Annotated in this window: 27 protein-coding genes and 1 pseudogene; 11 read left to right on the forward strand and 17 right to left on the reverse strand. The window is 68.5% G+C overall.

The genetic code is table 11. The features are described 5' to 3' along the window. Nucleotides 1-3: 3 nt before the first annotated feature. The 3 genes and pseudogenes from ACFWR9_RS26095 to ACFWR9_RS26105 all read left to right on the forward strand — a co-directional run bounded on the left by ACFWR9_RS26095 (nucleotide 4) and on the right by ACFWR9_RS26105 (nucleotide 1,239). On the forward strand, nucleotides 4-195 hold the full coding sequence (locus ACFWR9_RS26095; RefSeq protein WP_383846284.1) for a DUF397 domain-containing protein: 192 nt from the start codon (nucleotides 4-6) through the stop codon (nucleotides 193-195). Between the two features lie 327 nt (nucleotides 196-522). Beyond that, nucleotides 523-857 (forward strand): annotated as a pseudogene (locus tag ACFWR9_RS26100) (hypothetical protein); the annotation flags it as partial. A gap of 25 nt (nucleotides 858-882) precedes the next feature. Beyond that, the gene (locus ACFWR9_RS26105) at nucleotides 883-1,239 is read left to right on the forward strand and encodes a hypothetical protein (RefSeq protein WP_383846286.1); all 357 of its coding nucleotides are present in this window, start codon (nucleotides 883-885) and stop codon (nucleotides 1,237-1,239) included. A 250-nt stretch (nucleotides 1,240-1,489) separates the two neighbouring features. On the opposite strand, the gene ACFWR9_RS26110 is transcribed toward ACFWR9_RS26105, so the two are convergent. The 9 genes from ACFWR9_RS26110 to ACFWR9_RS26150 all read right to left on the reverse strand — a co-directional run bounded on the left by ACFWR9_RS26110 (nucleotide 1,490) and on the right by ACFWR9_RS26150 (nucleotide 8,238). Continuing rightward, nucleotides 1,490-1,951 carry a pilus assembly protein TadG-related protein gene (locus ACFWR9_RS26110; protein ID WP_383846288.1) on the reverse strand — a complete coding sequence of 154 codons (462 nt, stop codon included), beginning with the start codon at nucleotides 1,949-1,951 and terminating at the stop codon, nucleotides 1,490-1,492. Next, nucleotides 1,948-2,385, reverse strand: a complete 438-nt coding sequence (locus ACFWR9_RS26115; protein WP_383846290.1) for a TadE/TadG family type IV pilus assembly protein — start codon at nucleotides 2,383-2,385, stop codon at nucleotides 1,948-1,950. The genes ACFWR9_RS26110 and ACFWR9_RS26115 overlap by 4 nt, the downstream gene beginning before the upstream one ends. After that, the gene (locus tag ACFWR9_RS26120; protein ID WP_383846330.1) at nucleotides 2,386-2,883 is read right to left on the reverse strand and encodes a TadE family protein; all 498 of its coding nucleotides are present in this window, start codon (nucleotides 2,881-2,883) and stop codon (nucleotides 2,386-2,388) included. Between the two features lie 55 nt (nucleotides 2,884-2,938). Then, entirely contained in the window at nucleotides 2,939-3,199 is a 261-nt protein-coding gene (locus ACFWR9_RS26125; RefSeq protein WP_383846292.1) for a hypothetical protein, read from the reverse strand. Between the two features lie 65 nt (nucleotides 3,200-3,264). After that, a complete protein-coding gene (locus ACFWR9_RS26130; protein ID WP_383846294.1) occupies nucleotides 3,265-4,185 on the reverse strand; it encodes a type II secretion system F family protein in 921 nt (306 codons plus the stop codon). Next, nucleotides 4,182-5,210, reverse strand: a complete 1,029-nt coding sequence (locus ACFWR9_RS26135; protein WP_383846331.1) for a type II secretion system F family protein — start codon at nucleotides 5,208-5,210, stop codon at nucleotides 4,182-4,184. The genes ACFWR9_RS26130 and ACFWR9_RS26135 overlap by 4 nt, the downstream gene beginning before the upstream one ends. Before the next feature lie 107 nt (nucleotides 5,211-5,317). Beyond that, nucleotides 5,318-6,625, reverse strand: a complete 1,308-nt coding sequence (locus ACFWR9_RS26140; RefSeq protein ID WP_383846296.1) for a CpaF family protein — start codon at nucleotides 6,623-6,625, stop codon at nucleotides 5,318-5,320. Then, nucleotides 6,622-7,497 (reverse strand): hypothetical protein, encoded by an 876-nt coding sequence (locus ACFWR9_RS26145; RefSeq protein WP_383846298.1) that lies wholly within the window; start codon nucleotides 7,495-7,497, stop codon nucleotides 6,622-6,624. The genes ACFWR9_RS26140 and ACFWR9_RS26145 overlap by 4 nt, the downstream gene beginning before the upstream one ends. Nucleotides 7,498-7,515: 18 nt before the next feature. Continuing rightward, a complete protein-coding gene (locus ACFWR9_RS26150; RefSeq protein WP_383846300.1) occupies nucleotides 7,516-8,238 on the reverse strand; it encodes a hypothetical protein in 723 nt (240 codons plus the stop codon). 512 nt (nucleotides 8,239-8,750) lie between these two features. Between ACFWR9_RS26150 and ACFWR9_RS26155 the strand changes: the two genes are divergently transcribed. The 3 genes from ACFWR9_RS26155 (at nucleotide 8,751) to ACFWR9_RS26165 (ending at nucleotide 12,719) form a co-directional block, all read left to right on the forward strand. Beyond that, entirely contained in the window at nucleotides 8,751-9,701 is a 951-nt protein-coding gene (locus ACFWR9_RS26155; protein WP_383846302.1) for a hypothetical protein, read from the forward strand. 54 nt (nucleotides 9,702-9,755) lie between these two features. Then, nucleotides 9,756-10,499, forward strand: a complete 744-nt coding sequence (locus tag ACFWR9_RS26160; protein WP_383846304.1) for a hypothetical protein — start codon at nucleotides 9,756-9,758, stop codon at nucleotides 10,497-10,499. A 90-nt stretch (nucleotides 10,500-10,589) separates the two neighbouring features. After that, nucleotides 10,590-12,719, forward strand: coding sequence for a hypothetical protein (locus ACFWR9_RS26165; RefSeq protein WP_383846306.1), 2,130 nt, complete (start codon nucleotides 10,590-10,592; stop codon nucleotides 12,717-12,719). A 208-nt stretch (nucleotides 12,720-12,927) separates the two neighbouring features. Here ACFWR9_RS26165 and ACFWR9_RS26170 read toward each other — a convergent pair whose 3' ends face one another. The 4 genes from ACFWR9_RS26170 to ACFWR9_RS26185 form a co-directional block, all read right to left on the reverse strand. Beyond that, nucleotides 12,928-13,530, reverse strand: coding sequence for a hypothetical protein (locus tag ACFWR9_RS26170; protein WP_383846308.1), 603 nt, complete (start codon nucleotides 13,528-13,530; stop codon nucleotides 12,928-12,930). Further along, nucleotides 13,511-14,110 carry a hypothetical protein gene (locus tag ACFWR9_RS26175; protein ID WP_383846310.1) on the reverse strand — a complete coding sequence of 200 codons (600 nt, stop codon included), beginning with the start codon at nucleotides 14,108-14,110 and terminating at the stop codon, nucleotides 13,511-13,513. Before ACFWR9_RS26175 ends, ACFWR9_RS26170 begins: the two co-directional genes overlap by 20 nt. Before the next feature lie 191 nt (nucleotides 14,111-14,301). After that, complete coding sequence (locus ACFWR9_RS26180; protein ID WP_383846312.1) at nucleotides 14,302-14,835, reverse strand: Uma2 family endonuclease; 534 nt, start codon at nucleotides 14,833-14,835, stop codon at nucleotides 14,302-14,304. 70 nt (nucleotides 14,836-14,905) lie between these two features. Next, on the reverse strand, nucleotides 14,906-15,199 hold the full coding sequence (locus ACFWR9_RS26185; protein ID WP_383846332.1) for a winged helix-turn-helix domain-containing protein: 294 nt from the start codon (nucleotides 15,197-15,199) through the stop codon (nucleotides 14,906-14,908). Nucleotides 15,200-15,362: 163 nt separating this feature from the next. On the opposite strand from ACFWR9_RS26185, the gene ACFWR9_RS26190 reads away from it, so the two are divergent. The 5 genes from ACFWR9_RS26190 (at nucleotide 15,363) to ACFWR9_RS26210 (ending at nucleotide 18,678) form a co-directional block, all read left to right on the forward strand. Continuing rightward, the gene (locus tag ACFWR9_RS26190; RefSeq protein WP_383846314.1) at nucleotides 15,363-15,659 is read left to right on the forward strand and encodes a hypothetical protein; all 297 of its coding nucleotides are present in this window, start codon (nucleotides 15,363-15,365) and stop codon (nucleotides 15,657-15,659) included. Continuing rightward, nucleotides 15,656-16,000 (forward strand): hypothetical protein, encoded by a 345-nt coding sequence (locus tag ACFWR9_RS26195; protein WP_383846316.1) that lies wholly within the window; start codon nucleotides 15,656-15,658, stop codon nucleotides 15,998-16,000. The genes ACFWR9_RS26190 and ACFWR9_RS26195 overlap by 4 nt, the downstream gene beginning before the upstream one ends. 226 nt (nucleotides 16,001-16,226) lie before the next feature. Then, nucleotides 16,227-16,883 (forward strand): hypothetical protein, encoded by a 657-nt coding sequence (locus tag ACFWR9_RS26200; RefSeq protein ID WP_383846318.1) that lies wholly within the window; start codon nucleotides 16,227-16,229, stop codon nucleotides 16,881-16,883. After that, complete coding sequence (locus ACFWR9_RS26205) at nucleotides 16,883-17,905, forward strand: hypothetical protein (protein WP_383846320.1); 1,023 nt, start codon at nucleotides 16,883-16,885, stop codon at nucleotides 17,903-17,905. Before ACFWR9_RS26200 ends, ACFWR9_RS26205 begins: the two co-directional genes overlap by 1 nt. A gap of 20 nt (nucleotides 17,906-17,925) precedes the next feature. After that, entirely contained in the window at nucleotides 17,926-18,678 is a 753-nt protein-coding gene (locus ACFWR9_RS26210) for a hypothetical protein (protein WP_383846322.1), read from the forward strand. A 92-nt stretch (nucleotides 18,679-18,770) separates the two neighbouring features. Here the strand turns inward: ACFWR9_RS26210 and ACFWR9_RS26215 are convergent, their stop codons facing one another. The 4 genes from ACFWR9_RS26215 to ACFWR9_RS26230 all read right to left on the reverse strand — a co-directional run. Beyond that, on the reverse strand, nucleotides 18,771-19,364 hold the full coding sequence (locus ACFWR9_RS26215; RefSeq protein WP_383846324.1) for a hypothetical protein: 594 nt from the start codon (nucleotides 19,362-19,364) through the stop codon (nucleotides 18,771-18,773). After that, on the reverse strand, nucleotides 19,357-19,995 hold the full coding sequence (locus tag ACFWR9_RS26220; protein ID WP_383846333.1) for a hypothetical protein: 639 nt from the start codon (nucleotides 19,993-19,995) through the stop codon (nucleotides 19,357-19,359). Before ACFWR9_RS26220 ends, ACFWR9_RS26215 begins: the two co-directional genes overlap by 8 nt. A gap of 44 nt (nucleotides 19,996-20,039) precedes the next feature. Further along, nucleotides 20,040-21,320, reverse strand: a complete 1,281-nt coding sequence (locus ACFWR9_RS26225; protein ID WP_383846326.1) for a hypothetical protein — start codon at nucleotides 21,318-21,320, stop codon at nucleotides 20,040-20,042. Between the two features lie 100 nt (nucleotides 21,321-21,420). Continuing rightward, nucleotides 21,421-22,873, reverse strand: a 1,453-nt coding sequence (locus tag ACFWR9_RS26230) for a putative T7SS-secreted protein (RefSeq protein WP_383846328.1), incomplete at its 5' end; no start/stop codon positions are given.

Genomic DNA, 22,873 nt, shown 5'->3' on the forward strand with positions numbered 1-22,873 from the left:
GGCGTGACCAGACGCATCCAATGGCAGAAGTCCTCCTACTCCGAGGGAGGCGACGGCAACACCTGCGTGGAGATCGCCCCGCTGCCCGCCCGAGTGGCAATACGCGACTCGAAGGACCCCACCCAGGGCACACTCACCGTCCCGGTCGGCTCGTTCACCGCCCTCGTCCAGAGCCTCAAGACGACCACCACCTGACCCCCGACAGTACGTGCGATAAGTTCATGCGCGCGTTCTAAGCGCAACGCATCGCACGTGTACGGGGGAGAGCACGGTGTCGCACAGGCCGACGGACTGGCACGTACTCGGCCTGGAGAGGACCCGACACCGGGGGACCCGCAACGCATTCGCAAACTCGCCGGCACTCTGCACGCCTTCGCCGCCGACGTGGGCGACGTGCTGCGCGACCTCAAGGGCATCGCCAAGGAGGAGGAGATCCTCTCCTGGGCGGGCAAGACGGCGGCCGTGTTCGCGGAGGAGTTCGCGGACGCCCCGAAGAAGCTGCGCAAGCTGAAGAAGTCGTACAACAACAAGGGAGTCGCACTGTCCACCGACTCCCGGGCCATCGCCGAAGGCCTCCGCACCATCACCCCTCGTCGCGACGGCGACGCCTGGCGCAAGGTCACGACCGTGACATCCTCGAAGTGGGTACGGCCGCGCGGACGTACGGTGTGGAGGACGTGCCCGTCGCTCAGGGCGACAGCCGTACCCTGCGTATGGTGCTGACGCAGACGTACATCCCCGTCCCGGGAACCACCGACCAGGTCGTCCTCGTCTCCGGAACCAGCCCGGTGCTGGATCTCGCCGAGGCGTTCCATGACATCTTCGACGCTGTGACCAGTACGTTCCGATTCGTCTGACCTGCCCGCAGAGAGGACTTCGCGCATGGGCAAGAGCGACCTCGCCATCCCGCTGAGCGAGCTGGAGGACTACGGGCGCCAGCTGCGGTCGCTCAAGACGCGGCTGAACCACACCAAGAAGCTCTTCGAGTCGTACAAGGACGACATCGGGGACGGCAGCGTCAACGACGCCCTCGGCGACTTCGAGTCCAACTGGGAGGACGGCCGCGAGGACATCACCCAGCAGCTCGACGCGCTCGGCGACATGTCGGACGCCGTGGTCCGCGAGTTCAAGAAGCTCGACGACGACCTGACCAAAAAGGTCAACAAGGCCGTGAAGACGGAGGACCAGCGGGGCGGGAAGGGTGGCAAGGGCGGTAGCGGCGGTGACAAGCACCGGTGACCGATCGCCTCGGCAGCACTGCCATGGCACCCCGCAGCCGACCCCTTTCCACTGCCTGGGTGACGCGATCAATGGCCGGCTCTCTGCGTCCAGCTGCGTGCAGGAGGCTTCAGCCGCTGCGCTCCGGGCGACCGCGGCAGCCCAGAACATGCCCTCGCCGTGCTTGGCGAGGTTGTAGTCCTCGTACGGGTGGAGGAGCCGTGCCTCCGTTGTGCGTTGGGGGGCGGCGACGAGAAGGGTCGGCGTTCCGTCAGCCCACCTCGTTCTCCGCCACCGCCTGGCCGTGGACCACCACGTCGCCGCCGTAGAACATGCCGGTGAAGACCGGGGAGTACGTGAGCTGGACCTCGACCTCCACCTGGGCCGCGTCGGCCGTGACGCAGTAGGTCGCGGCGATGTCCGCGCCGGTCATGTCCATCTCCGCGGCGAAGGCCTTGACCCGGGCGTTGCAGTTCTCGTAGTTGATGGGGGCGGGGCCGCCCACGTCGTCGTAGAGGGCCTCGCGGTCGATGTCCTGGGCGGCGTAGCGGGCGGCCTGTTCGGCGATGTCCGCGGCGCGTTCGCGCTTCGAGATGGACATGCCGCCGTCGATGACGAAGGCCGACAGGGAGAGGAAGACGAGGGCGAAGATGATGACCGCGCCGGCGCCCGAGCCGCGGTCGTCCAGGTGTGCGTGCCGGTCCGCGAGCCACTCGCGTACGGGAGATCTCACGCGGTCCTCCGGTACGGGTCCAGCGGGGAGCTGAAGGTCGCCGACAGGGTCGTCGGGACGTTCAGGCCGATCGAGTCCAGGCCGCGTACCTCGCAGCTCACCTCGACCGTGAAGAGGGTGTCCGGTTCGAAGCCGGCGCTCTTCTGGACGACCGAGACGGGGCCGGAGCAGACGTCCGTGAGGTTGGACTCCGCCGCCTTCCTCGCCTCCGCGATCGCCGTGCCGTGGTCCTTCTGGATCGAGCCCGCGCGGGCGGCGTCCCTGGCCGCGCCGTCGAGGGCGCCCCGGCCGTCGACCAACTGGCCGAAGGCAACCAGGACCAGGATGAAGAGGATCATCACCGGGGCGAGGATGACCACCTCGATGGTGGACAGGCCGTTGTCGTCCGACCACCTGGTTCGGCCACGGTTCTTCGTGATGCGGGAGAGGTTCATCTAGTTCTCGCCCTCCTGCACGAAGCGTTCCACCGGGCCCATCGACTGCGCGTGCACCGTCAGGTCCAGGCCCGGGAACACCGTCGGGATGCGGGCCGTGATCTCCACGCCCACCGTGTCCTGTTCCGGCTGGAGCAGCTTCACGTCCGGGGACAGGACCAGTTGCGGGCCGAGTTGGCGGATGTAGCTGTCGACCACGTCCTGGGCCTCGCCGCGCCAGCCGCCTGGCTGGGCGTCGGCCGTCGCTCGGGCCTTGCGCGCGCCGGCCTGGGCCGCCGCCTGGGCCACGTGGTCGGCGAAGAAGTACAGCCCGAACTGCACCGTCGCGAAGATCATGAAGAACAGCACCGGCGTGAGCAGCACGAACTCGATCGCGGTCATGCCGGAGTCGTCGCCACGGGTGGCCGCGGCCTCCCGCGCGGTCTCCACCCTGCGGCGCACCCGTCTGCGTACGCCGCCAAGGGCACCGCCGAGTGCGCCGCGCGCGGCACCCGGCATCCCCGTCCCCGTCTGTCCCGTCACATCGTCCCCGTCAGCGCCGTACGTCGGCCGGTCAGCAGGTCTTGCCCGCGTCCGCGCCCTTGATGCAGTCGCCGACCTTGTTGGCGCCCTCGCTGAGCGCGGCGTTGATGATGGCGGCCACCACGCCGACGATCGCGACGACGACCGCGGAGATGATGACCCACTCGACCGCGGACGCACCGCGGTCCAGCTCGCCGGAGCGGGCGCGGTCCACGCGGGCCCGCAGGAAGGTGATCAGGAAGTCCACGGGCACGATGCCCGTGGTGCCGGTGCGGAAGTTCCGTCCGTTCATGGTGTGTTCTGTCCTCTCGTGTCAGTTCTGGGAGCGAAGCGTCTCGGAGTGGCTCGGAGCTGGCGTCACACCTGGAACACCCGCATCGCCGCCGGGTAGATCAGGAACACCAGGAAACCGGCGCACAGCAGGAGCTGCGCCACGAGCATCGACTGGGACTTCTCGCCCGCGCTGCCCTCGATCTCGGCCATTTCGCGGTGGCGCATGGTCTCCGCGCGGGAGGCCAGGGACTCCCGGACCTTGGCACCGTCGTCCGCCACCAGGGCGAGCGAGGCGGAGAGGTCCTTGAGTTCCTCGACGCCCAGGTCCTCGCCGAGCTGGCCCAGCGCCTGCCACTGGCTGATGCCCGTGATGCGCGCGTCGGCCAGGGCGTTGCGGATGCGGTGGGTCGCCCAGCCGTCCGACACCTCCGCCGCCGCCATCAGGGCCTCGGGCAGACCGCGTCCGCCGGCCAGGCTCATGGAGACCAGGTCCAGGTACGCACCGATCACGCGCCGCAGGTCACGGCGCTTGTCCTGCGCGTCCCGGCGTACCTCCAGGTCGGGGAGGAAGAAGAAGATCGCCGCGCAGAGCAGGGCCAGCCAGACCGGGACGATCGGACTGTCGTTGAAGCCGAGGGTCCACACGATCGCGAACAGGAGCGGGCCGAAGAACAGACCGCCGGCCGCCAGCAGCGCCTTCGTCGCCAGGAACTTCTCCCAGCTGCGGTCGAGCACCGCCAGGTCCGCGCGCAGCGAGCGCTGCTCCCAGCCCTGCTGGAGGTACAGCTCGGCGACGCGCGCGCCGACCTGGGCCCGCAGCGAGCCGAGGCGGCTGGTGTCCTGCGCCGCCCGCGACGACCCGTACGCCGCTCCGCGCGCCCGCATCGCGTCGATCCGGGCGACCTGCTGGATCGGGCTGCGTCTGCTCGGCATCAGGGCGCGGACCAGGGCGTAGATGCCCAGGCCTATGACGGCGCCGACCAGGACCGGCATGGTCAGGTTCATCGTCGTACCCCCTCGTCCCCAGACGCCTGCGACGGCTGTGCCGGTTGCGGCAGCCGCTGCGCGGGCTGACCCGGCTGTCCCGGGTGGCCCTGCGGGCCCGACTGACCCGGCTGGCCCGGCTGGCCCGGGGTGCGGGGACGCACGAATTGCACGTCGGAGCCGTCCCGGACCAGGAAGCGCTCCGGCGTCTCGATGGTCGACAGCTTGCGCAGCCACCAGAAGCCCAGCGCGAACAGCCCGCACACGCAGGCCAGCACGAGCTGGCCGACGGGCGAGCCGTACGGCTCGACGAAGTCACGGTTGAAGACGGACAGGCCGAGGACGAACAGCACCGACACCGCGACGACGATCTGCACCGAGCGGCGGGTCGACGCGCGCTGCGCCATCACGCGATGGCGCATGTCGACCTCCTCGCGTGCCGACTTGGCGAGCGCGCCGAGGACCTGGCGCAGACCGGGGCCGCGCAGCCGGGCGTTGAGGATCAGCGCCGCGACGATGATGTCGGCGGACGCGTCGTCGATCTCGTCCGCGAGATGCTGGAGCGCGTCGGGCAGCGGGGTGCGCGAGCGCAGCCGGTCGACCAAGGCGTCCAGGTGCGGGCGCAGGACCGGGGCCGAGGCGCGGGCCGAGGCGGGGATGGCCTGTTCCAGGCCGACCGCGCCCGCGATGGTGTCGCGCAGCGACTCCGTCCAGGAGGCCAGCGCCTCCACCCGCTTCATGGCGGCGCGTTCCTCGGCGGCGCCGCCGAAGAGGCGGTCCCAGAAGAAGACGAGAACGCCGGCCGCGATGCCCAGCACCGCCCAGCGGGTGAGGAGCAGGACGACGAGACCGACGATGGCCGCGAGGGAGCCGCGCCGGCCCGCCCAGCGGATCAGTTCGCCTGCCCGCTCGCTCGCCTGCCGCTTCTCGTGCTCGGGCTTGACGGGCAGTCCGCGTACGGCGACGAGGAACAGGGCGAGGCCGCCGCCGACGGCGACTCCGCACCCGATCGAGTAGAGGACCGTGGTGGAGAAGAGGCCGCCCATGGAGCCGAGCGAGTCCAGGGCCGCGAGGGGTACGCCGGTGGGGTTCGTGGTCACGGGCTCGGTCACGTGCGTGGTGACGTCTGGGGTCACGTGTGTGGTCAAGTCCCTCACCCCCAGGTTCCGTTGGGCCGGTAGCCGTAGGCGATGAGTTCCTCCAGGCAGGCTATGGGTGCGTGCGCTACGACCTGGCCGTCGGGCGCCTCGGCGAACACCTCGCTGGACAGCACGCGGCCGTCGACGCCGTTCACCTCGCGGACCGAGGTGACCACGCGCTGGAGACGGCCGCCGCTCTGGAAGTTGTTGCGCCGCTGGACGAAGACGACGAAGTTCACGGCGCCGGCCACCAGCATCTGACTGGCCTCGATGGGCAGCCGCTCCGTCGCCTGGAGGGCGTACGTGGAGATGCGGTTGAAGACCTCGTGCGAGCTGTTGGCGTGGATCGTGGAGAGCGAGCCGTCGTTGCCCTGCGACATCGCGTTGAGCATGGTCACGATCTCGTCGCCGAGCACCTCACCGACGATGACCCGGGAGGGGTTCATACGGAGGGAACGGCGGACCAGTTCCGCCATGCTGATGATGCCCTGGCCCTCGGAGTTGGGCAGCCGCTCCTCGAACGCGACCACGTTGGGGTGCAGGTCGGGGAAGGTGTCGAGGCCGAGTTCCAGTGCTCGCTCCACCGTGATCAGCCGCTCGTGCGGTGGGATCTCGTTGGCGAGGGCGCGCAGCAGCGTCGTCTTTCCGGCGTTGGTCGCGCCCGCGATCATGATGTTCTTGCGGGCGCGGACCGCGCAGGCCAGGAAGTGGCCCAGCTCGGGGGCGAGGGTGCCGTTGCCGACCAGGTCGGAGATGAAGACCTTGCCCATGCGGGCGCGGCGGATGGAGAGCGCGGGGCGCCGGGTGACATCCATGACCGCCGACAGACGCGAACCGTCGGGCAGTCGCAGGTCGAGCTGCGGGTTGGCGGAGTCGAAGGGACGGGACGACAGACCCGAGTAGGCGCCGAGGATCTGGATCAGCTCGATGAGCTCCTCGTCGGTCTCGGCGACCGGCTCGCCGCGCGCCTCGCGTCCGTCGGAGTAGCCGACGAAGACGTGGTCGCAGCCGTTGATGTCGATGTTCTCGACCTCGGGGTCGTCGAGCAGCGGCTGGAGCCGCCCCACGCCGAACAGCGCGGCGTGCACGGCGGCGGCGTACGCCTCCTCCGTCTCCGCGTCCAGCGGCGTACGCCCGGCGTTGATCTCGGCGCGGGCGTACTCCTCCAGGATCTGGGCTATGACGGCGCGGGCGTAGTGCCGTTCGTCCTCGGTGGACATCGGCGTGACGCCGCCGACCTGGTCCTGCCGACGCTGCTCGGCGATGCGGTCGCCGGCGTCCTGCCGGAACCGCTTGACCAACGAGTGGTCGACAGCGGTCATCGGCCGGCCCCCGCGTGGCCGGACATGCCGGTGCCGGCGGGTCCGGTGGGTCCGTTGGGTCCGGTGGGCATCGACCAGGCGGCGCCGAACTGCTGGTACAGGTCCGACGTGACCTTGCGGGCCGAGCGGATGAGCAGCGACTTCTCCAGCCGCCCGCGCCTGCGCCCGGCCAGCTGGTCCGCTCCCGCCGGGTCGTCGGCGATCGTGCCGACCACGCGGGCGCCGGTCTGGGCGTGCACGAGCATGTCGTTGACCTGGCCGGACAGCTTGGCGGCGTTGTTCGTGTCGGCGACGAGGACGACACCGATCAGCGGCATCCCGGCGCTCGCGGCGCCGCGCGGTCCGCCGTGCAGCTTGTTGGACAGGGCGGCGGCCCGGTCGCGCACGCGGGCGATGGCCTCCGGCTCGGTGCGGGAGACGAGGAGGACGAGCGCGGCGTGCGGGAACAGCTCCGCCACCGGGGTGTCGCCGCTGACGCGGCCGCAGTCGGCGATGACGTCGGCGGGCGCGTTCGGGGAGTCGGCGAGGGAGGCGAAGGCCCGGCCGAGAGTGGGCCACAGGCCCGCGAGCCCGGCGGCCTGCTCGGAGATGCCGAGCCCGACGAGGACTTCGAGGCCGCCGCTGAGCGGCTGTACGTGGTCCCAGAGCTGGTCGGGGACGAGGCCGCGGCGCGCGGTGGCGGCGATCGACAGCATGCCGGTGTTCGGGTTCAGCGGACCGCCGTGCGCGGCGGCGGACCGGTACACCAGGTCACCGCCGGCCGGGTCGGTCTCGGCCAGCAGGACACGACGCGGCCAGACCGCCGCGAGGGCGACGGCCGCGGTGGTGACGCCGGGGGAACCCTTGTCGGCGGCTAGGGCGATGAGGGCCATGGGATGTGGGGTCGCCTTCTAGTTGCCGGGAATCAGAACGACGGCGACCTCACCGGCGGACGCGGCCTGCGCGACGGCGGAGGCGTCGTCGGCATCGACGGTCAGGGTTGCGGCCTGGCTGGTGCTCGCGATGCTGTCGCCGCCGGCGGTCGGCGCGGACTCCACCACGGCACGCTCGACCAGCAGGGAGTTGTCGGTGCCGGCCGAACCGGAGGCGCCGCCGTCCTGGTCGCCGCTGCCGGTGGCCTTGGTGCCGACGCGGTACACGGCGACGTTGTCCCCCGCGTCGAGACCCGCCGGGTACTGACCGTCCTTGAGGGACACGCCGACCGTCGCCTTGCCCTGCTCCATGTCGGCCTTCTTGGCGAACATCTCACCGACGACGACGGTGCCCTTGTAGAGCCGGGACTTGGCCTGGAGCTCCATCAGGCCCGCACGCTGCTCCCACGGGACGAAGTTGGCGCCGGAGTCGTCGTTCACCATGACGACCTTGATGTTGTCCTTGTTGATGGACTCACCGGGCTTGATGTCGGCCGTCACCTGGATCGCCTCGACCCGGTCCCCGACGCGCAGCACGAGCATCGTCGCCCCGAGCGCGCCCAGCAGAATCAGCAGCACCGCCAACGCGGCGAGCGCCGGCTTGCGCTCGCGAGGAGGGCTGGGAAGCCGGTCACCGACCGACGGCTGAGCCGGAGCCGCGGAACGCCCCGCGCCCGCCCCCGTACGCTCCTGGATCTTCACGCAACCGCTCCCCGTACGACCAAGAATTTGTCTGCCACATTCACACCCGAATTCACACTCGAGCCATGACGACCCAAGTACGCAGAATCATCTGCAAATTCGGACACTCCACCCGCGTCCACCCGACCGGTGGCGTCCCGGGACATCCCCTGACGCACCCGTCCGACCTGGGCAAATAGCCAGCAGCGAGGCGAGTGTCAAGCCATCGCACCGTATCAGCCGCACATAAGCCCCTCAAGGCGTCCCCACCCCCTGTCCCCGCACCCCGCCCACCGTTACTCATCTGCAACTTCGCGTCCACGGAACCCCCTTGAGTACCGCGCGACAAACGGCACTTCAACTGTGCACGCGCGAATCCACGAGCGGTACCGGCGGACACCGTCCGCGTGCTCTTCGTCACGGTGCGGCCATGAGGCCTGCACGATTCACTCACGAGGGAGCGGAGCGGGCATGCCATGATCTTCGCTCGGATCAGTGACGGGGCGAGCACGGAGAGATCACCGGGGGCATCGATGGAGCTTCTTCCAGTGAACGGGGCGGCGTTGGCCACCGACCCGCGGGCCGCGGAGGCGATACGCGCGGTCGGTGCCCGGCACGGGGTCGACTACCTGGACGACGGCGCGGTGAGCGCGTTGCTCGCGGAGCGGCGGCGGGCGATGGACGCGGAGCGTCGACACCCGTCCGCATGGCTCGGGATACTTGCACTGACGGCGGGTCTGATCCTCCCGTTCGTCGTTCCGATGATCCGGACCCTGAGCGAACGCCGCCTTGTCGCAGTACTGGCTGCCTCGGGGTGCCTTGTCGTGATCGGCGTAGCCCTGACCGTCTACGCCTACACCCGCTGGAAGCGCGCGCTGATGCATCCGACGCTGGCCGGCTACCGCGAGACCTTGGGCATCGCCCGCGCACACGGCATCCCACTGACGCATGTCCCGCCGTGGCTGGAGGGCAAGTCGGGGCCCGAAGGCGGGAAGGGGGCGGCGCCGGTCCCGTCGTATCCGCCGGTCGAGCCGTTGGACGTGGAGACGTCGGCGGTCGACGTACCGAGGAGCGAGGCACCCTCCGGTTCCGGCGGAGCAGACCAGGAGCAGCAGGCGGACGGCCTCGCCCCCGCGACCCCCACCCCCGTCGCCGTACCGCCGAAGCCCGCCGCCGTGTCGGAGTACGAGTGGAGGGTCAACGAGGGCGGCTGGCACGACGAGGCGGGCTGCCTGCTGATCCTGGTCGGCGGTGGCGGCGCGGCCTATGCCGCGACGTCGAGTGAGCCGGGCGCCTACGCCGCTCTCATCCTCGTGCCCCTGGCCCTGTACGTCTGGCTGGTCGGCAGCCGCCAGGGCAACGAGAAGGAGCGCCTGCGGCAGGAGGCGCTGACCTACGTGAGGGCGATCGCGGCGGCGCAGGCGGCCGGCGCCCGGGTGCCGGAACTCTCCTTCGAACTGCGGAAGCTGGTGGACGACGCGTAGCCGCCGACCAGCAGCCTGCCCTCTCTTTCCCCCGCCCCCACCAAGGAGCCCCTGATGAACCGCGCCACGAAGGCCACCCTCTCCACCCTGACCCTGCTCTCCCTGGCCGCGCTCACGGCGTGTGGTGGGGACTCCGGTTCGGACGCGGACTCGGCGGAGAAGCCGGCAGCGACCGCTTCGGCGGAGAAGCAGGCGACGGCTGAGGAGCAGCTGAGGCAGATGGTGATCACCAAGGCGGACGTCTCCGGCATGGACGTGTCCGATGCGGATGTGTCGAACTCCGACAACAGCGAGTTCGTCTTCGCCAAGTCCCAGCAGGAGGTCACGGTCGAGAAGCCCGTCTGCGCCCCGCTGGCCTACGCCATGAACCAACTTCCCCTCGGCGAACCGCAGGCCGACCTCACGCGTTCCGTCTCCAAGGGTCTCAACGATCCGTTCACGTACGTGATGCTCGCGGCGTACGAGTCGGGACAGGCCGAGTCCGCACTGACCGACCTGTCCAAGGCGGTAGATGCGTGCGCCGGCGGCTTCACGGCCAAGGCGAACGGCAACACGAGCGCGTACGAATCCGTAACCGCCGAGAAGCCCGTGGCGGAGGCCGGTGAGGAATCCCTCGCGTTCCGGTCGACGCTGACGTTTCAGGGCGTCACACACACCGTGCACACCCAGGCCGTACGCAGCGGCGACACCCTCGCCGTCTACTTCTCGGTCGACGGCATGGCGATCGCCAACGCCAGGCCGAGCGACGCGAAGCTCTCGCCGACCGTGGTGAAGGCGCAGAACGCGAAGCTGGGTTGACGGAGCGCGTTTTCACGGCGGCGAAGCCGTCAGTAGAGTGCCGCGGGCAAGAAACCCACGACCGGGACGGGGGCACGGGGAGTGCGAGTGGTGACCACACTCACGAAGGCTGGACGGCAGCCGACCGACCACACCGCGAGCAGCGTGATCCGCCTGCTGCTCACCCTCTGCGGCCTCACCGCCCTGCTCCTCACCTCGGTGACCCTGGTGGCCGTCCCGGCCCGGGCCGACGACGCGCCCGCGGCGAACCAGCCGCCCGCCCAGGCCGCCTACCTGGCCGACCGCCTCCGCGAGAACCCGGTCCACGTCACCGACCAGCTCCCCCGCGAGATCCCGCGCTCCATGGCGCCCGACTTTGCCCAACTGGCTGAGCGCACCGGTGTACCGACGTACGTACTCGTCCTGCCGAGCCAGAGCGGCTTCGGCGAGGACCTGCTGGGCGCGGTGCACGACAGGCTCGGGCGCGACGGGCTCTACGTTCTCCTCGACGCATCGGGAGTGAGAAAGGCGGCGGCCTACGGCGTAAGCGCCCCCGCAGAGGCCGCCCGGAGGGCCGCCGCCTACGAGCTCCCCTTCGACGCGGGCCCGCTGCGCAACTTCGAACGCTTCGTGGACGTCGTCGCGCAGGGCCCGGAGAAGGCCGAGGCGCGGGCGGACGCGGCCAGCGAGAAGCTCCGGGACGGCTACGAGCCCGAGGGGATGTACATCGGCCCGTCCGACCGCCAGAACCAGTCCTTCGTCACGGGCATCGCGCTCACCGGCGTACCGCTGACGATCCTGCTGCTGGCGCCGTACGTGCGGTGGGCGCGGCGCCGCTTCCCGCGAGCGAAGCCGCCCCGCCCCGCCGCGACCCGCCCGAAGTGGCGGCGCCTGCTCACCCTGGGCCTCGCCCTCGCGACCGCGGCCGCGATCGCCCTCACCGCTCCGCTCGTCTTCGACCAGACGAAACGAAGTGCCGCTCCGCTGCCCAGCGCCGGCGACATGACAGCACGCGTTGAACGGGTCGCGGAGGGCCTGGCCCGCGACCCGATCTACGTCGACCCGGAGAGCCCGCAGCTCCTGGACGCGACCCAGCTCTCCCGGCTGCACGACCGCATCGAGCGGTTCGGGCGTTCGGAGGGCGGCGGCCCGGTGTACGTCACCGTCGTGCCGCACCTGTCCGAGGACGAGTCCGCCGGCGACGAGGAGCTGTTCACGGCGGCGGTGCGCGCAAAACTCGGCAAGGCTGACGGGGTCGGCGAGGCAGACGGCGTGTACGTCGTCGCCGACCCGCTGACCGGCTACATCGACGTCTTCAACCACGGCCTGCGCCTTGAGAGTTTCCGCCTCCTCTTCGACCTCCCCGAGTCCATCGCCTACGGGGACGACCGGGCGGACGAGGCCGACGACCACCTCCTGGGCGAGCGCCTCGACGCGCTGATGACGTACCTCGACGAGTCACAGCGCACCGAGGAGCCGACCACCTCCGGCGACCCCGTGCGCGCCCCCAGCCCCAAGGCGGAGAACAGCCTCCCGCCGCTCTTCGCCACCGACTTCTGGCCGGGCCTGTTCGTCGGCGCCGTGGCGGCGCTGCTGCTGCTCGGCCTGGTGGCGGGCGTCCTGGGGATCGTGGGCGCGGTGCTGCGTCGGCGCAGTCCGGCCCCGCTGCCGACGGAGGGGTTGCCCCTGGTGTCACCGACGGAGCCGTCGCAGGCGTATCTGCGCCGTACGGCACGTACGGAACTCCAGGCGGCGGCACAAGCCTTCACTGTGACCGCCGACGAGAACCTGGCAGACGGCCCCGCCTGGAACCGGTTCGACGCCGCCATGTTCCTCGTTGGCGGCGACATCAACAGCCTGCGTGCACCTGGTGCGCCAGCTCCCGACCCGGCGACTCTCCTGGCCGTCATCGTCCTCGCCCGCGCGGCCCGCAACGCCCTCGAGGGCGACACCAACAACCGCTGCTGCGGCGTCAACCCGCTCCACGGCCCCTCGGCCGGCCGCCGCCACGTACGGGTCTCCGCGGAGGGCAACCGCAGGCGCATGCTGTCGCTCTGCCCCCTCTGCCTGGACTCGGCCGTCGCCGCACCGCGCGAACTGCGCGAGCGAATGCTGACGCTGCCGGGCCCGGCGGGCACCCGGGTTCCGTACGAGGAGCCTGAGGGGAGCCTGCTGTCGGTGCTGGGCGACGGGATCTCACGGCTGGCGGCCAGGGTGCGGGAGACATCGCCTGTCGATTGAGCTCGGGGCTGCTCCCCCTGCATCGCCTCTGACGCCGTCCGTGCCATCTGAACGCATGTAGCCTCCATACGAGAGATCGTCTCTCGGCTCCCTGGCACTTCAGCTGCGCGCGACCGGCCACGAGCATGGTGGCATGGGTCCGCGACGGCAGGCCGCACTCGAACTGACCACTCGCTCCGGTGCCGGTCGGAGGAGACACCGGAGCCGACTACCGTCCGGCGGCAGCGCGGCGGCTCTTGCCCTTGCCCCTCTTGCGCAGCTTCCGCAGACGCTCCCGCTCCCGCGCACGGCGCTCTTCCACAATGGCGCGGCGCCAACGGTAGTAGAGCCAGCCCATTCCGCCCGCGACGGCGACATACGCGAGCACTGCCGGCCCTGCTCCGGAGATGTACGCACAACCCGGCTCGTACGATCGACAGTTCTTCCCCGGAAGGCCACTGACCAGAAACACGATCGGCGCTATCGCGGCCACACCGCCCGCAACTCGGACCACGATGTCCACCGCACGCGGCAACCCACTCGTGCGGACCGCGCCGCCGAAGCCGTCGAACCGGCCCGGCAGTACACCGGCCCACCCGACAAGACTGAGCAGTCCCAGCACGGCCCCGACTGCCCAGGAGCCACCAGGCATGTCGTAAAGAGTCGGCGCGATGTGACGCGAGAACCACCGCGTGCCGCCAATGGCGAAGAACAGTGCCGGCCCGCCCACCGCGAGGTACAACAGCAGCCCGAACACATCCCGCTTCCGGAATCGAGCTTCCCCGCTCGCCTTCTCCCTGGCCTCCACCTGCTCACTCTCCGTTGTACGCACGGTCCCACCTGCTCTGCCGCACGCCACCCCAGGTACCCATCACGACGGCCGCCCCGAAGAGCGCCGCGAGCACCCCTCCGCTGGAGCCGCTGTCCCTGTCCGTGGTCGGGCCGGCGATGCCTTCGGGGTCGTACCGGACGCGCAGCTCGTCGCCCTTCTCCACCCAGTCCTCACAGCCGTCACCCTCCGAGAGCGAGGGGGAAATCTCCCGCCCGTCGACCGAGCGCAGGTCGCAGTGGTTGGTGCTGCTGTCGTCCATGTCGACGACCACCGCCTCGGTCCACACACCCCGGTCCGCCAGGGCGACCTGACCGCCGGCGTCGGTCCCCAGGAAGCCCATGGCCATCCCGGCGGTCAGCGGCACGATGAGCTGCCACGCGAGCTTCCTCTTCTTGCGAGGCACCCGCCGCAACGTGAGCAACGGAATGAGCAGCGACGCGAGCGGGAGCACCAGGATGGCAAGCAGCGCCCCTGCGCCCCGCACCACAGACGGGAACGGCACGACAGGCCCCAGCCAGGAGAGTCCCAACGAACCGCCGGCGCACACCAGACTGAACACCAGCCACCGGACCCAGTCCACGCGCCACCACACGCCCGTACTGCCGCCCCGTTCCGGCCGAACAGCGGCCCTTGCCCCGCCCCCGGGTATGTCGTCTGCCACGTAGCCCCTCGCCCCTCAGCCGCACCTCGCGTGTACGGGACTCACCCTAACGAGCGCGACATCGCCGCAACTGCCCGCGAGAACGCGAGCGTCAGCCCGAGGCCGCGCGCTCAACCCGCGTCGCGCCTCGGGAACGTCCCCGTATCGATCTCGACCCGCTCCCCCGTTGCCAGCGTGAAGCTGACCGGCTCGCCGTAGGGGATCTCGACGACTCGCCCGTACCCCGAGGCGTGCGGCTCCGACATCAAGATGACCATCCTCGTGAATGGGTCAGCGATCATGTAGAGGTCGATCCCGTAGCGACCGTACTTCTGGACGTTCCGAACGTAGTCCTTCTCGTCCTCCGGTTCGGACGGGACCTGCACCACCGTCAGCACGTCAAGGCACGAGTAGCTGTTCTTCCGACGCTCGGCATCGAAGTCGACGATCGTCAGATCCGGCGCGGCGTCGTTCTCCCCGGGGAAGGTGATGAGTACGTCACCGAAGACACGCTCCCGCGCGATACCCGAGGCTTTGACCGCGTCCTTGACGTCGGAAACGGTCCAGTCCTGCTCCGGACTCTGCGGCGTCATGATCACCCTGCCGTCGAACACCTCGACCTTGTAGCCCTCGGGGATGGCACCCCGCTCGGTCAACTCGCTCATCACAGACACGGCAGCCCACCTCCTACCGGCATCATGACGGCCGGACCCAAGGACGCCTGCCCCGGCAGGTCTACTCCTCGGGATCGCCGTCCGTCGCCTCTTCGGTATCGGGGGGATACGCGACGAAGGTGCCCTTGGCGGGGAGAGTGACGACCAGACCACGATCACGCAGCTCTCGGGTGGCCCGGCGAGCGGTCAGATGCGCGACTCCGTACTCCGCGGCAAGGTCACGCTCGCCCGGCAGTCGGGCGCCAGGCCGCAGCTCTCCCCTGGAGATCCGTTCAGCGATGTGATCGGCCATCTGCATATACACGTAGGCGATCTTGTTCGGGTCAATCGGCGACTGCCCTGAATCCGGCGTCATATCGAACAACGTACGACAGTAGTCAGCATCACGTTTCGCTGGAGCACACCTAACCGCTATACACCGCCCAGCTGCACCCTGTAGCGTTCAGCTCTGTGACAACACCCCGGCGACGGGTGGAGACCGCCCCGGGGCATGGCCGACGCTGCAAAGGAGCGCCAACATGCTGGACCTTACCGCCCGCTTCCTCGCGTGGATGCTGAGCATCTTCACGCCGAGCCCGCAGGGCCGCCACCGCCTGGGCGCGGCGCCACCCCTCCGATTCATCCCCGCACCGCCACCCCGTTTCACGGAGATCCTCGACGGCAACGCTTCCCGGCTCGTGCGCCCCTACGTCCTGGACCCGACCGAACGCCGGCATCAGCGCGAACGCCGACGCGACGCCCACCTGGCAACCCTCGGCATCGATGTCGGCCCGAAGCACATCCACGGCGTACGAGTACCGGCGGCCACCCGATGACCCGCCCCACCGTGCGGATGTGCGCCCGCTGCCAGCGCACCACGGACGAACCTGTCCTGGTCCACGAGGTCCACGCCGCCACAGGCCCCGGCTTCAACGTCTACGCGTGCCCGGAGTGCGCTCCGCAATACCCGCCGATGACAGACCCACTCGAAATCCTCGACTCCGCCGCCCGCCGCCGCTCCAGCCTCACGCTCCGCGTCTACAAGGTCGACGCGGAAGGGGCCGTGACCGACGCAGGACGCAGGGTCGAGGTCCAGGCAGGCGGCCCCTCCGAGCCGATCCCCTGTTCGTCGGCGTACCCGCCGTGCGCATGCCCGAGGTGCGAGAGCCCGGGGTAGCAACGAAAACACCACACACCAACCCTCACCCCGCCCCGGACGCGACAATCAACCCGTCCGGGGCGGTCGCCCGTTTGAGCACAATCAAGCCACAGGACACGACCCGCAACCACGCATAGGCACCGAATTGCCCCGATTATCGGCGTAGTTCGCTCTGGCGAAACCGGGAACCCCACAGATAGCGTCAGTAGCCTCGACCGCACTTCTGTCTCACGGGGAGTTCACTGTGAAGCGCCGCCCTTTGCCCGTTGCTGCCGCGCTCGCCGCCTCAGCAGCCCTGCTACTGACGGCCTGCGGTAGTGGGGGAGGTAAGTCCAGCGACGAGGACAAGATCGCTGGAGCGGACACCGGCGACTCGTCGACATCGGCGCCGGCGTCGCAAGGCGCCGGCACCGATGTCAGCCGTCCTGACCTCTCCCTGCCTGCTGACGTGAAGGAAGTCTTCGAGGACTGGAAGACCGGCGGCGCCACCAAGGACGCCGTCCTCGCAGACGCGGGACACTCGATGACCGCGGTCACTCGGGCCATCACAGACGGAGCCACCGAGTCACCTGCTCTCACCTTCTACTACAAAGGCGAGGCGCTGGCGGGAGCTGCGCAATGGGTGCAGACCTTCGTGGACCACGATGCGACCATCACCGGTACCACGCGCTACTACGCGCCAACTGTGGACCTGTCCGGCAAGACCACGGCAGCGGTCACGCTCTGCGCGGACGAGAGTAAGGCGTTCAACAAGTTCCGAAAGACGAACAAGGTCGACCGCAGCGCCCCCTCCGACAACTCCTACGTGTACTACGTCAGCCGACTGGAGCAGAACTCCAAGGGGATCTGGGTCACAACCAAGATCATTTCCAAGCGGGGGAACGAGAAATGCATTCCGTAATGTCGACCAGAAGGCTGGCGCTGCCCGCAGCCGTACTCTTTGTCAGCGCCTTTCTCACCACGGGTTCAGCCCACGCGGAGACCGGCTTCGGCGGATCACGAGGAGAGGCCGACACCAGCAGCGATGCAAGCGGGCACACCATCACTTCGCAGGTCACGTTCAACACCTCCAAGAACGGCAGCGGCGAGTCGACGGGTTCCCTGACTGCCGTCGGCGACTACGACCCGCCTGCCTGTTGGTACGAGCCGAAGTGGACGCCCGAGGAGTATGAGAAGGAGTTCAAGCGACGCTGGAACGTCGGACACTTCAGTGGCGCGGGGCAGGGGTATGCCGCCGAGAAGTCTCGCTACGTCGAAGGGGACCCCTACAAGGACTTCAACAAGGAGAAGTCCGGCGAAGGCATGTTCTGGGGAACGGTCTACGACTGGGACCGCCTCGAAGGAGATGACTACCTGGCGTGCAGCCAAGCCGACTTCTGGGTCGACACCGGCGACGATCCCCCCGTAGAGGGGGCCATCGACAGCGAGACTCTGGCGAAGCTCGCATACAAGCAACTCCAGGTCCCCGACACCGAGGTCACTCTCGCCCCCGAAGAGGCTACAAAGGTCAACCTTCCGACCTGGGCCTGGCTGGACAAGGCCGACTTCCACGAGGTTTCCGTCACCGCGTCCCTCAACGTGGGCGGTTGGAATCTCTCTGCCACCACGACGGCCAAGCCCGTCTCGCTGAAGCTGGAACCGGGAACCGGGGACGCCACCATATTCCCCGCCTCCGGCGAGTGCACCATCAGTGCCGACGGCTCCGTCGGTGAGCCCTACGCCAAGGGCAAGTCCGATGAGACCCCGCCCTGTGGTGTCACATACCTCCGGTCCTCCGGTGAAGGCACGTATGACCTCAAGGCGACCGTTACCTGGGAAATCGCCTGGGAAGGCTCCAACGGCGAGACCGGCACGCTCCCCGACGGCACCTTCGGCAATGAGCAGGCTGTGACGGTCCAGGAAATCCAGGCGGTCAATCGCTGATGGGCCGGGGCCGGGGAAACTTGACCAAGGCCGCGCGCTCTCGCCTCGGCATTCAGGCCGAGTGTGCGGCCTGGTGCCGGATCGCCAAGATTCCGAAGCCGCCGGGAAATCTACACAGTGCCGCAGGCGGCGGACCGTTGCGACCTGCGCTCATCAGGCCACTGGGGGCACTCGGCATGGCGGGGGTCGGTCTTCTCTGGCCCTTCATAGCGGTGCTGGCACTTCTCTCGGCGCTGGAGGACTTGGCGGATCAGCTGCTGAGTTCCAAGGACCGTGCCAAAGCGCGCGCCGAGAGGCGAGAGGCCGAGGAGCAGCGACAGGCGATCGCCGCTCACGCCCTGGACCAGCTCTTCGACGGCGACTGGACGGCGGCGGCCGGGCAGTTCCTGCTGCGCTGGTACGGGCACTCGTCGCACCCCAAGCGCTTCCTCGTACTGACCGAGAACCGCATCGTGCTGGCCGCCCCGCCCAAGCGGGTATCCATCCGGCAGACGGAGCGCATGGTTGTCGTCGCCGAGATCCCTGCGTCGGAAGCCCAGGTGGAGGATCCACTCATCGGCATCCACCCCAGTGACAGGCTCCGGGTCCGATTCACCGACGGATCGTGGCTGACCGTCATCACCGAAGAGGAACGCAGCGAGATCCACATGCACCTGATGCGGCTGCCACGCCTCGGTAGCGGCGAGGGCAGCATCGACACCAGCCTGTCAGCGCACATCATCGACGGCGAAGGCGATCCCAACCAGCCAAGGGTCAGTAGCTCGGGGCCATGAACTGGTCTCGCGCGTATTCAATCGTCTGCAATACTTCGCCGCCCGGCACGTCCGCTACACGATCCAGCAGGAAACCCATCAGCCCAGCCTCATTAGAAGCCCACGGTGAGCGTCTCCGCAATACTGTCCGCAGCTTTCTCTATCTCCTCTGACAGGCCCGGCACAGTCCACGACATGAGCAGCATCAGCGCAACTTCGGCGCCGGCCGGCAGAACTGCGTAAGTCAGCGTTTCCATTAGGATCCCCGGGCTGCGACGTGAACGAGTATCGGCGGCGAAGTTCTGCCTGATGCGCACGGCGGGGCCGATCGGCAGGTCAGTGTGGGAGATCTTCGGGGGGCCAAAATCGTCGGCGCTGAAGGTCTCTGCCAGCCAGTCGAGAGTGATCTCCGGGACTGTGTCGTCGGGATGGATCAGGTCGACTTCCAGGATCGCGAGGGCGGCGTCGAAACCATCGGGGTACAGAGCAAAGGCGTAGAAGGGCTCGCGGCTGCGGCTGTCCTCGGCCCGGGACCGCAGATCCTTCCGCAGAGTCGCCTTGTCGACGTCGTAACCCGCTTCCTTGCTTCGATCCCGAAGCTCCACCGCAGTGGACTTGGACCAGCTCCGGACATCGTCCGACGGCTCGATCGGCAGCGGCACCCAGTCGGTTGGGACCACGATGCCGCATTCACGGATGTCACTCATCGGTGCCATCACCGTCCATCCATGTCAGCGACCCTGCCACGGCCTCGAAGAGCTCAACCATGGCGTCGGCGATCTGCACCAGCGGCGTGGAGAAGGTCAGGAGCAAGTGGGCCCCGGTTCCTGGAACCGGCAGTTGGTAGTCGAGCGTGACCGAAGGCAGCGCTTCCTCAGCCTTCCCCGGCAGGCCGGCCGGCGGCGCCTGATCAGGCCCACCTGTTGCTCGGCGAACGCGTACGGCTGTTCCCGCGGCGAGTTCGACGACCTCAACCTCCGCCTGCCCGTCGGACGCCAGCCGAGTGGCGACGTCCTCAAGGCTCGGGGTGGTTCCGTTGGACGAGGCCGGCAAGAAGGTGACCAGGAGGGAGGCCGGAATCGTCAGGGGTCCTGCTTGCTGCAGGCTGAGGTACAGCTCGATCCCACCCTCACGGAACGCAGCGGTTGCCTGTGCCAGCAAGTCCTGCCTCAGTTGCCGCTTGATGTGGGGCGCATTGTCCGTGCCCTCGAACCGGCGGTTCACCAGGGCATCGACCGAACGTTCACGTCGCTCGGGGGCAATGTCCAGACGAAACCACCCCTCAGGCATGAGCAGTCGGTAATCAGCGGGCGGCGCCATGTGGCTGCCTGGGGGCATGGTCACTGGTGCTCCGTTGTCGTCGACTCGTATCACGTCTTGCCCTACTCCGTCTCAAGCGTTCTGTCGTACGAGATGCGGCTGACCAGCGCGCTCACCGTGGCCGGTCCCAGCGACAGCACGATGGTCAGAGCGGACAGCAGACCAGCGAGAAACACTGACACCTCGTCGCTCATGAGCCCAAACAGCAGCACCGCGCTGAAGAACGGGAGAACCACGGGTTCGTTTGCACCGACGACCGAGTTGTACCAGCCGATTTGCTTACGAGCTGCCTTGCCTTCCATCGGTGACATCTTGCGGGCGTCCCCCGCGAGTACGTGACCCCGCCACCACGGTTGCGCAGCTCTTGACTGCTGATACTTCTCGTCCGAGAACGGCACTCCCAGCTCTGCTACCAACGCCGCCCAGCCATCGCTTCCGTGCGGGCCCGCGAACCAGAAACACCACGGCAGTAGTGCCCGCGCTTCACCCTTTCCGTCCCTTACCTCGACACCGAGCGGCTCCCCGGTCGTGGCGTCGACCAACCGCACCAGCCGCGCCACTCCATGCGTGCCGGCGCGCCCGAGCCAGCGTTCCTCACCGAGCGCATTGGTCAGGACTAGGTCATGGGCAAGCACACATAGAGATGCTGTGCGCAAGAAACGCCTCGTCCCTCCGCTTCCTGCTGCCGGAGACGGCCTGATCTCCGTCTTCGCGACAAGGCTGCCATGCTGTCTGTTGCGCCACCAAGCCCGGACGCGTACCACCGCATCAGCTGCCGGGAGGAGGAAGAGGGCCCCCGCAGCAACCGTCATGGCCCAGCTGAGGTCGGCAGCAAAGCCGATCACGAGAGCGATGAACCACCCGAAGAGGCCAACGCCTCTGGCCCAGGTGTGCCATCCAGGCAATTCAGCATAGAGCGCCCGATACGGCCTGTTTTCCCGGCCGTCGTCTGGCACCCCAGAGGCAGTGAGGGCCTGCGGACTCTCCTCCAGGGGGATGCCGAGTCTTTCAACGAGCTCCCTCAGCCCAGTCCGGCTGAGGCATTTGTGCGGTCTCAGGTCCAGGGCACCGATGCTTCTCGCCTCGGGAAGCCACCCCGCGAGGGGCACGTGCAGGAGGTCTCGCCCGTTCTCGCCCTTGAAGGCCAGGACACCCCAGCGGTCCGCCGGACGCTTCTGCACGATCCCCGACACGTCTTTGGGCGGGTAGAAGACCGCGCGCCGAATGCCGTCGGCACCAACGGCATACCTGCGCTCCCGGCATCGGGCGTCCCGTACGACCAAGTTCGGTCCGTCGGCGTACAGCCGAGCCCGGCGTACGACGTGAGTGCCATGCAGCGGCATGCCTCCTGGGCGTACGGCCGGCTCGTCCGGCTGCCGCAGCACAGCACCTCGCCCTGGCTGCTCAGACATCACTCGCCCACTCGCACATGACTCGCCTCACTCACCCGTCACTCGTCGTCGTGGCGTCCTTGACCCCCGTGGCCGACCAGACTCCATCATCCAGTCCTTGTATCCCGACGTGATCGCCGACCCAACCGGTGATCTCCCCCTTGTCGAGAGCGTCGGTGGTTGACGCGACGGCAGTCGAGCCGGCCCAGATGCGAGTCTGCGTCTGAAGCACGTCTGCCGCTCCTGTGACCGCACTTTCAGCCCGCAGGGCATCGGACATCTGGTCGATGCCTTTGGCCGCGTCGCTGATGCCTGGGTCACCCAGCCTGGCCCCTGCCCATGTATCAGCTTGTCCGAGCTTCCGAACATTGCTCCAAGTCAAGTCCTTGACGCCCTTGAAGCTGTCGATCGAATCACGGTAAATCAGCTTCGGATTGAAGGCGTCCGCCACCCGTTGGGCACCGGGGAACCACCCCTTCGGCGCCTTGGCGACAGCCTCGGCAGCAGCCTTTCCACGCGCACCGCCGCCACTGGCGGCATTCGCCTTCTTCCATGCCTTATTGGCGGCCTTGTTATAGGCAGCCGAGCCGCGCTTCGCCTTGACCCCCTGCATGAATCCCTTGTAAGCGGCCGTCCTTCCGACGCTCTGTGCTGCGGCCGACGCCCCCTTGGCTCCCGCGAGGGCAGCACGACCGATGCCGAGCGTCGCAAGACCGACGACATCGAGGGCGACGTCGAACCAACTGCCCTTCCCGGCCAGCGCCAGAAGGGTGTGACCCACAAGAGACACCAGGGTGGCGGCCAGGGCGATGGTGCCGAGGATGCCTGCGAGCGCCTGCCCGATGACCGGGATCCAACCGACCATGAGCGCCAAGGTGCCACAGATGGTAGCGACCCAACCCGATACTTGGAGGACCGTTTCGATCCAGCCGGAGTTGTCGTTCACCCAGTCCTTGAACTTGTCCCAGGTGCCGTCCTTCAACCCATCGTTCTCGATGGCATAGCTAATGGAGTCACGGGCCCTGTTGGCAGCCCCGTCCCGGACATCCTTGGCGGCTTCAAGCGCCTTCTTGGCCCGCTCCACGGCTGAGGCCGCCTCTTCCTGGCGCTTCTCCAGCTTCTTGCGCTCAGGATCGTCGTCAGCCGTGTCCTTGGGCAGCTTGTCGATGGCGCCACCGCTCGCCTTGTGCTCACGGTCGGCGTCCTGAGCATCACGCAACGCCTTGTCGGCCATCTTCTGCGCGCGATGAAGTTCCGAGGCGTACTCGGTGAAGCAGCCGCCCTCCATCACCTTCTCGCCCAGAGCATCCGCAGCGGCGTCGTAGCGCTTGTACGCCTTGCGCAGCTTCCCCTCGGCTTCTTCGGCCTGTCCGCGGAACTCCTCGGCCGCTTTACTCTTCCACGCCTCAATCGACGAGAGCGCTTTTATCTCTTCCGCTTGCTTCTTTATGGATTCTGCCGTTTTTCGCAGATCTCTACCGAGTCTGGCGACTTCCTCTGGGTCG

This window comes from Streptomyces sp. NPDC058534, from assembly GCF_042717365.1.
Lineage (GTDB): Bacteria > Actinomycetota > Actinomycetes > Streptomycetales > Streptomycetaceae > Streptomyces.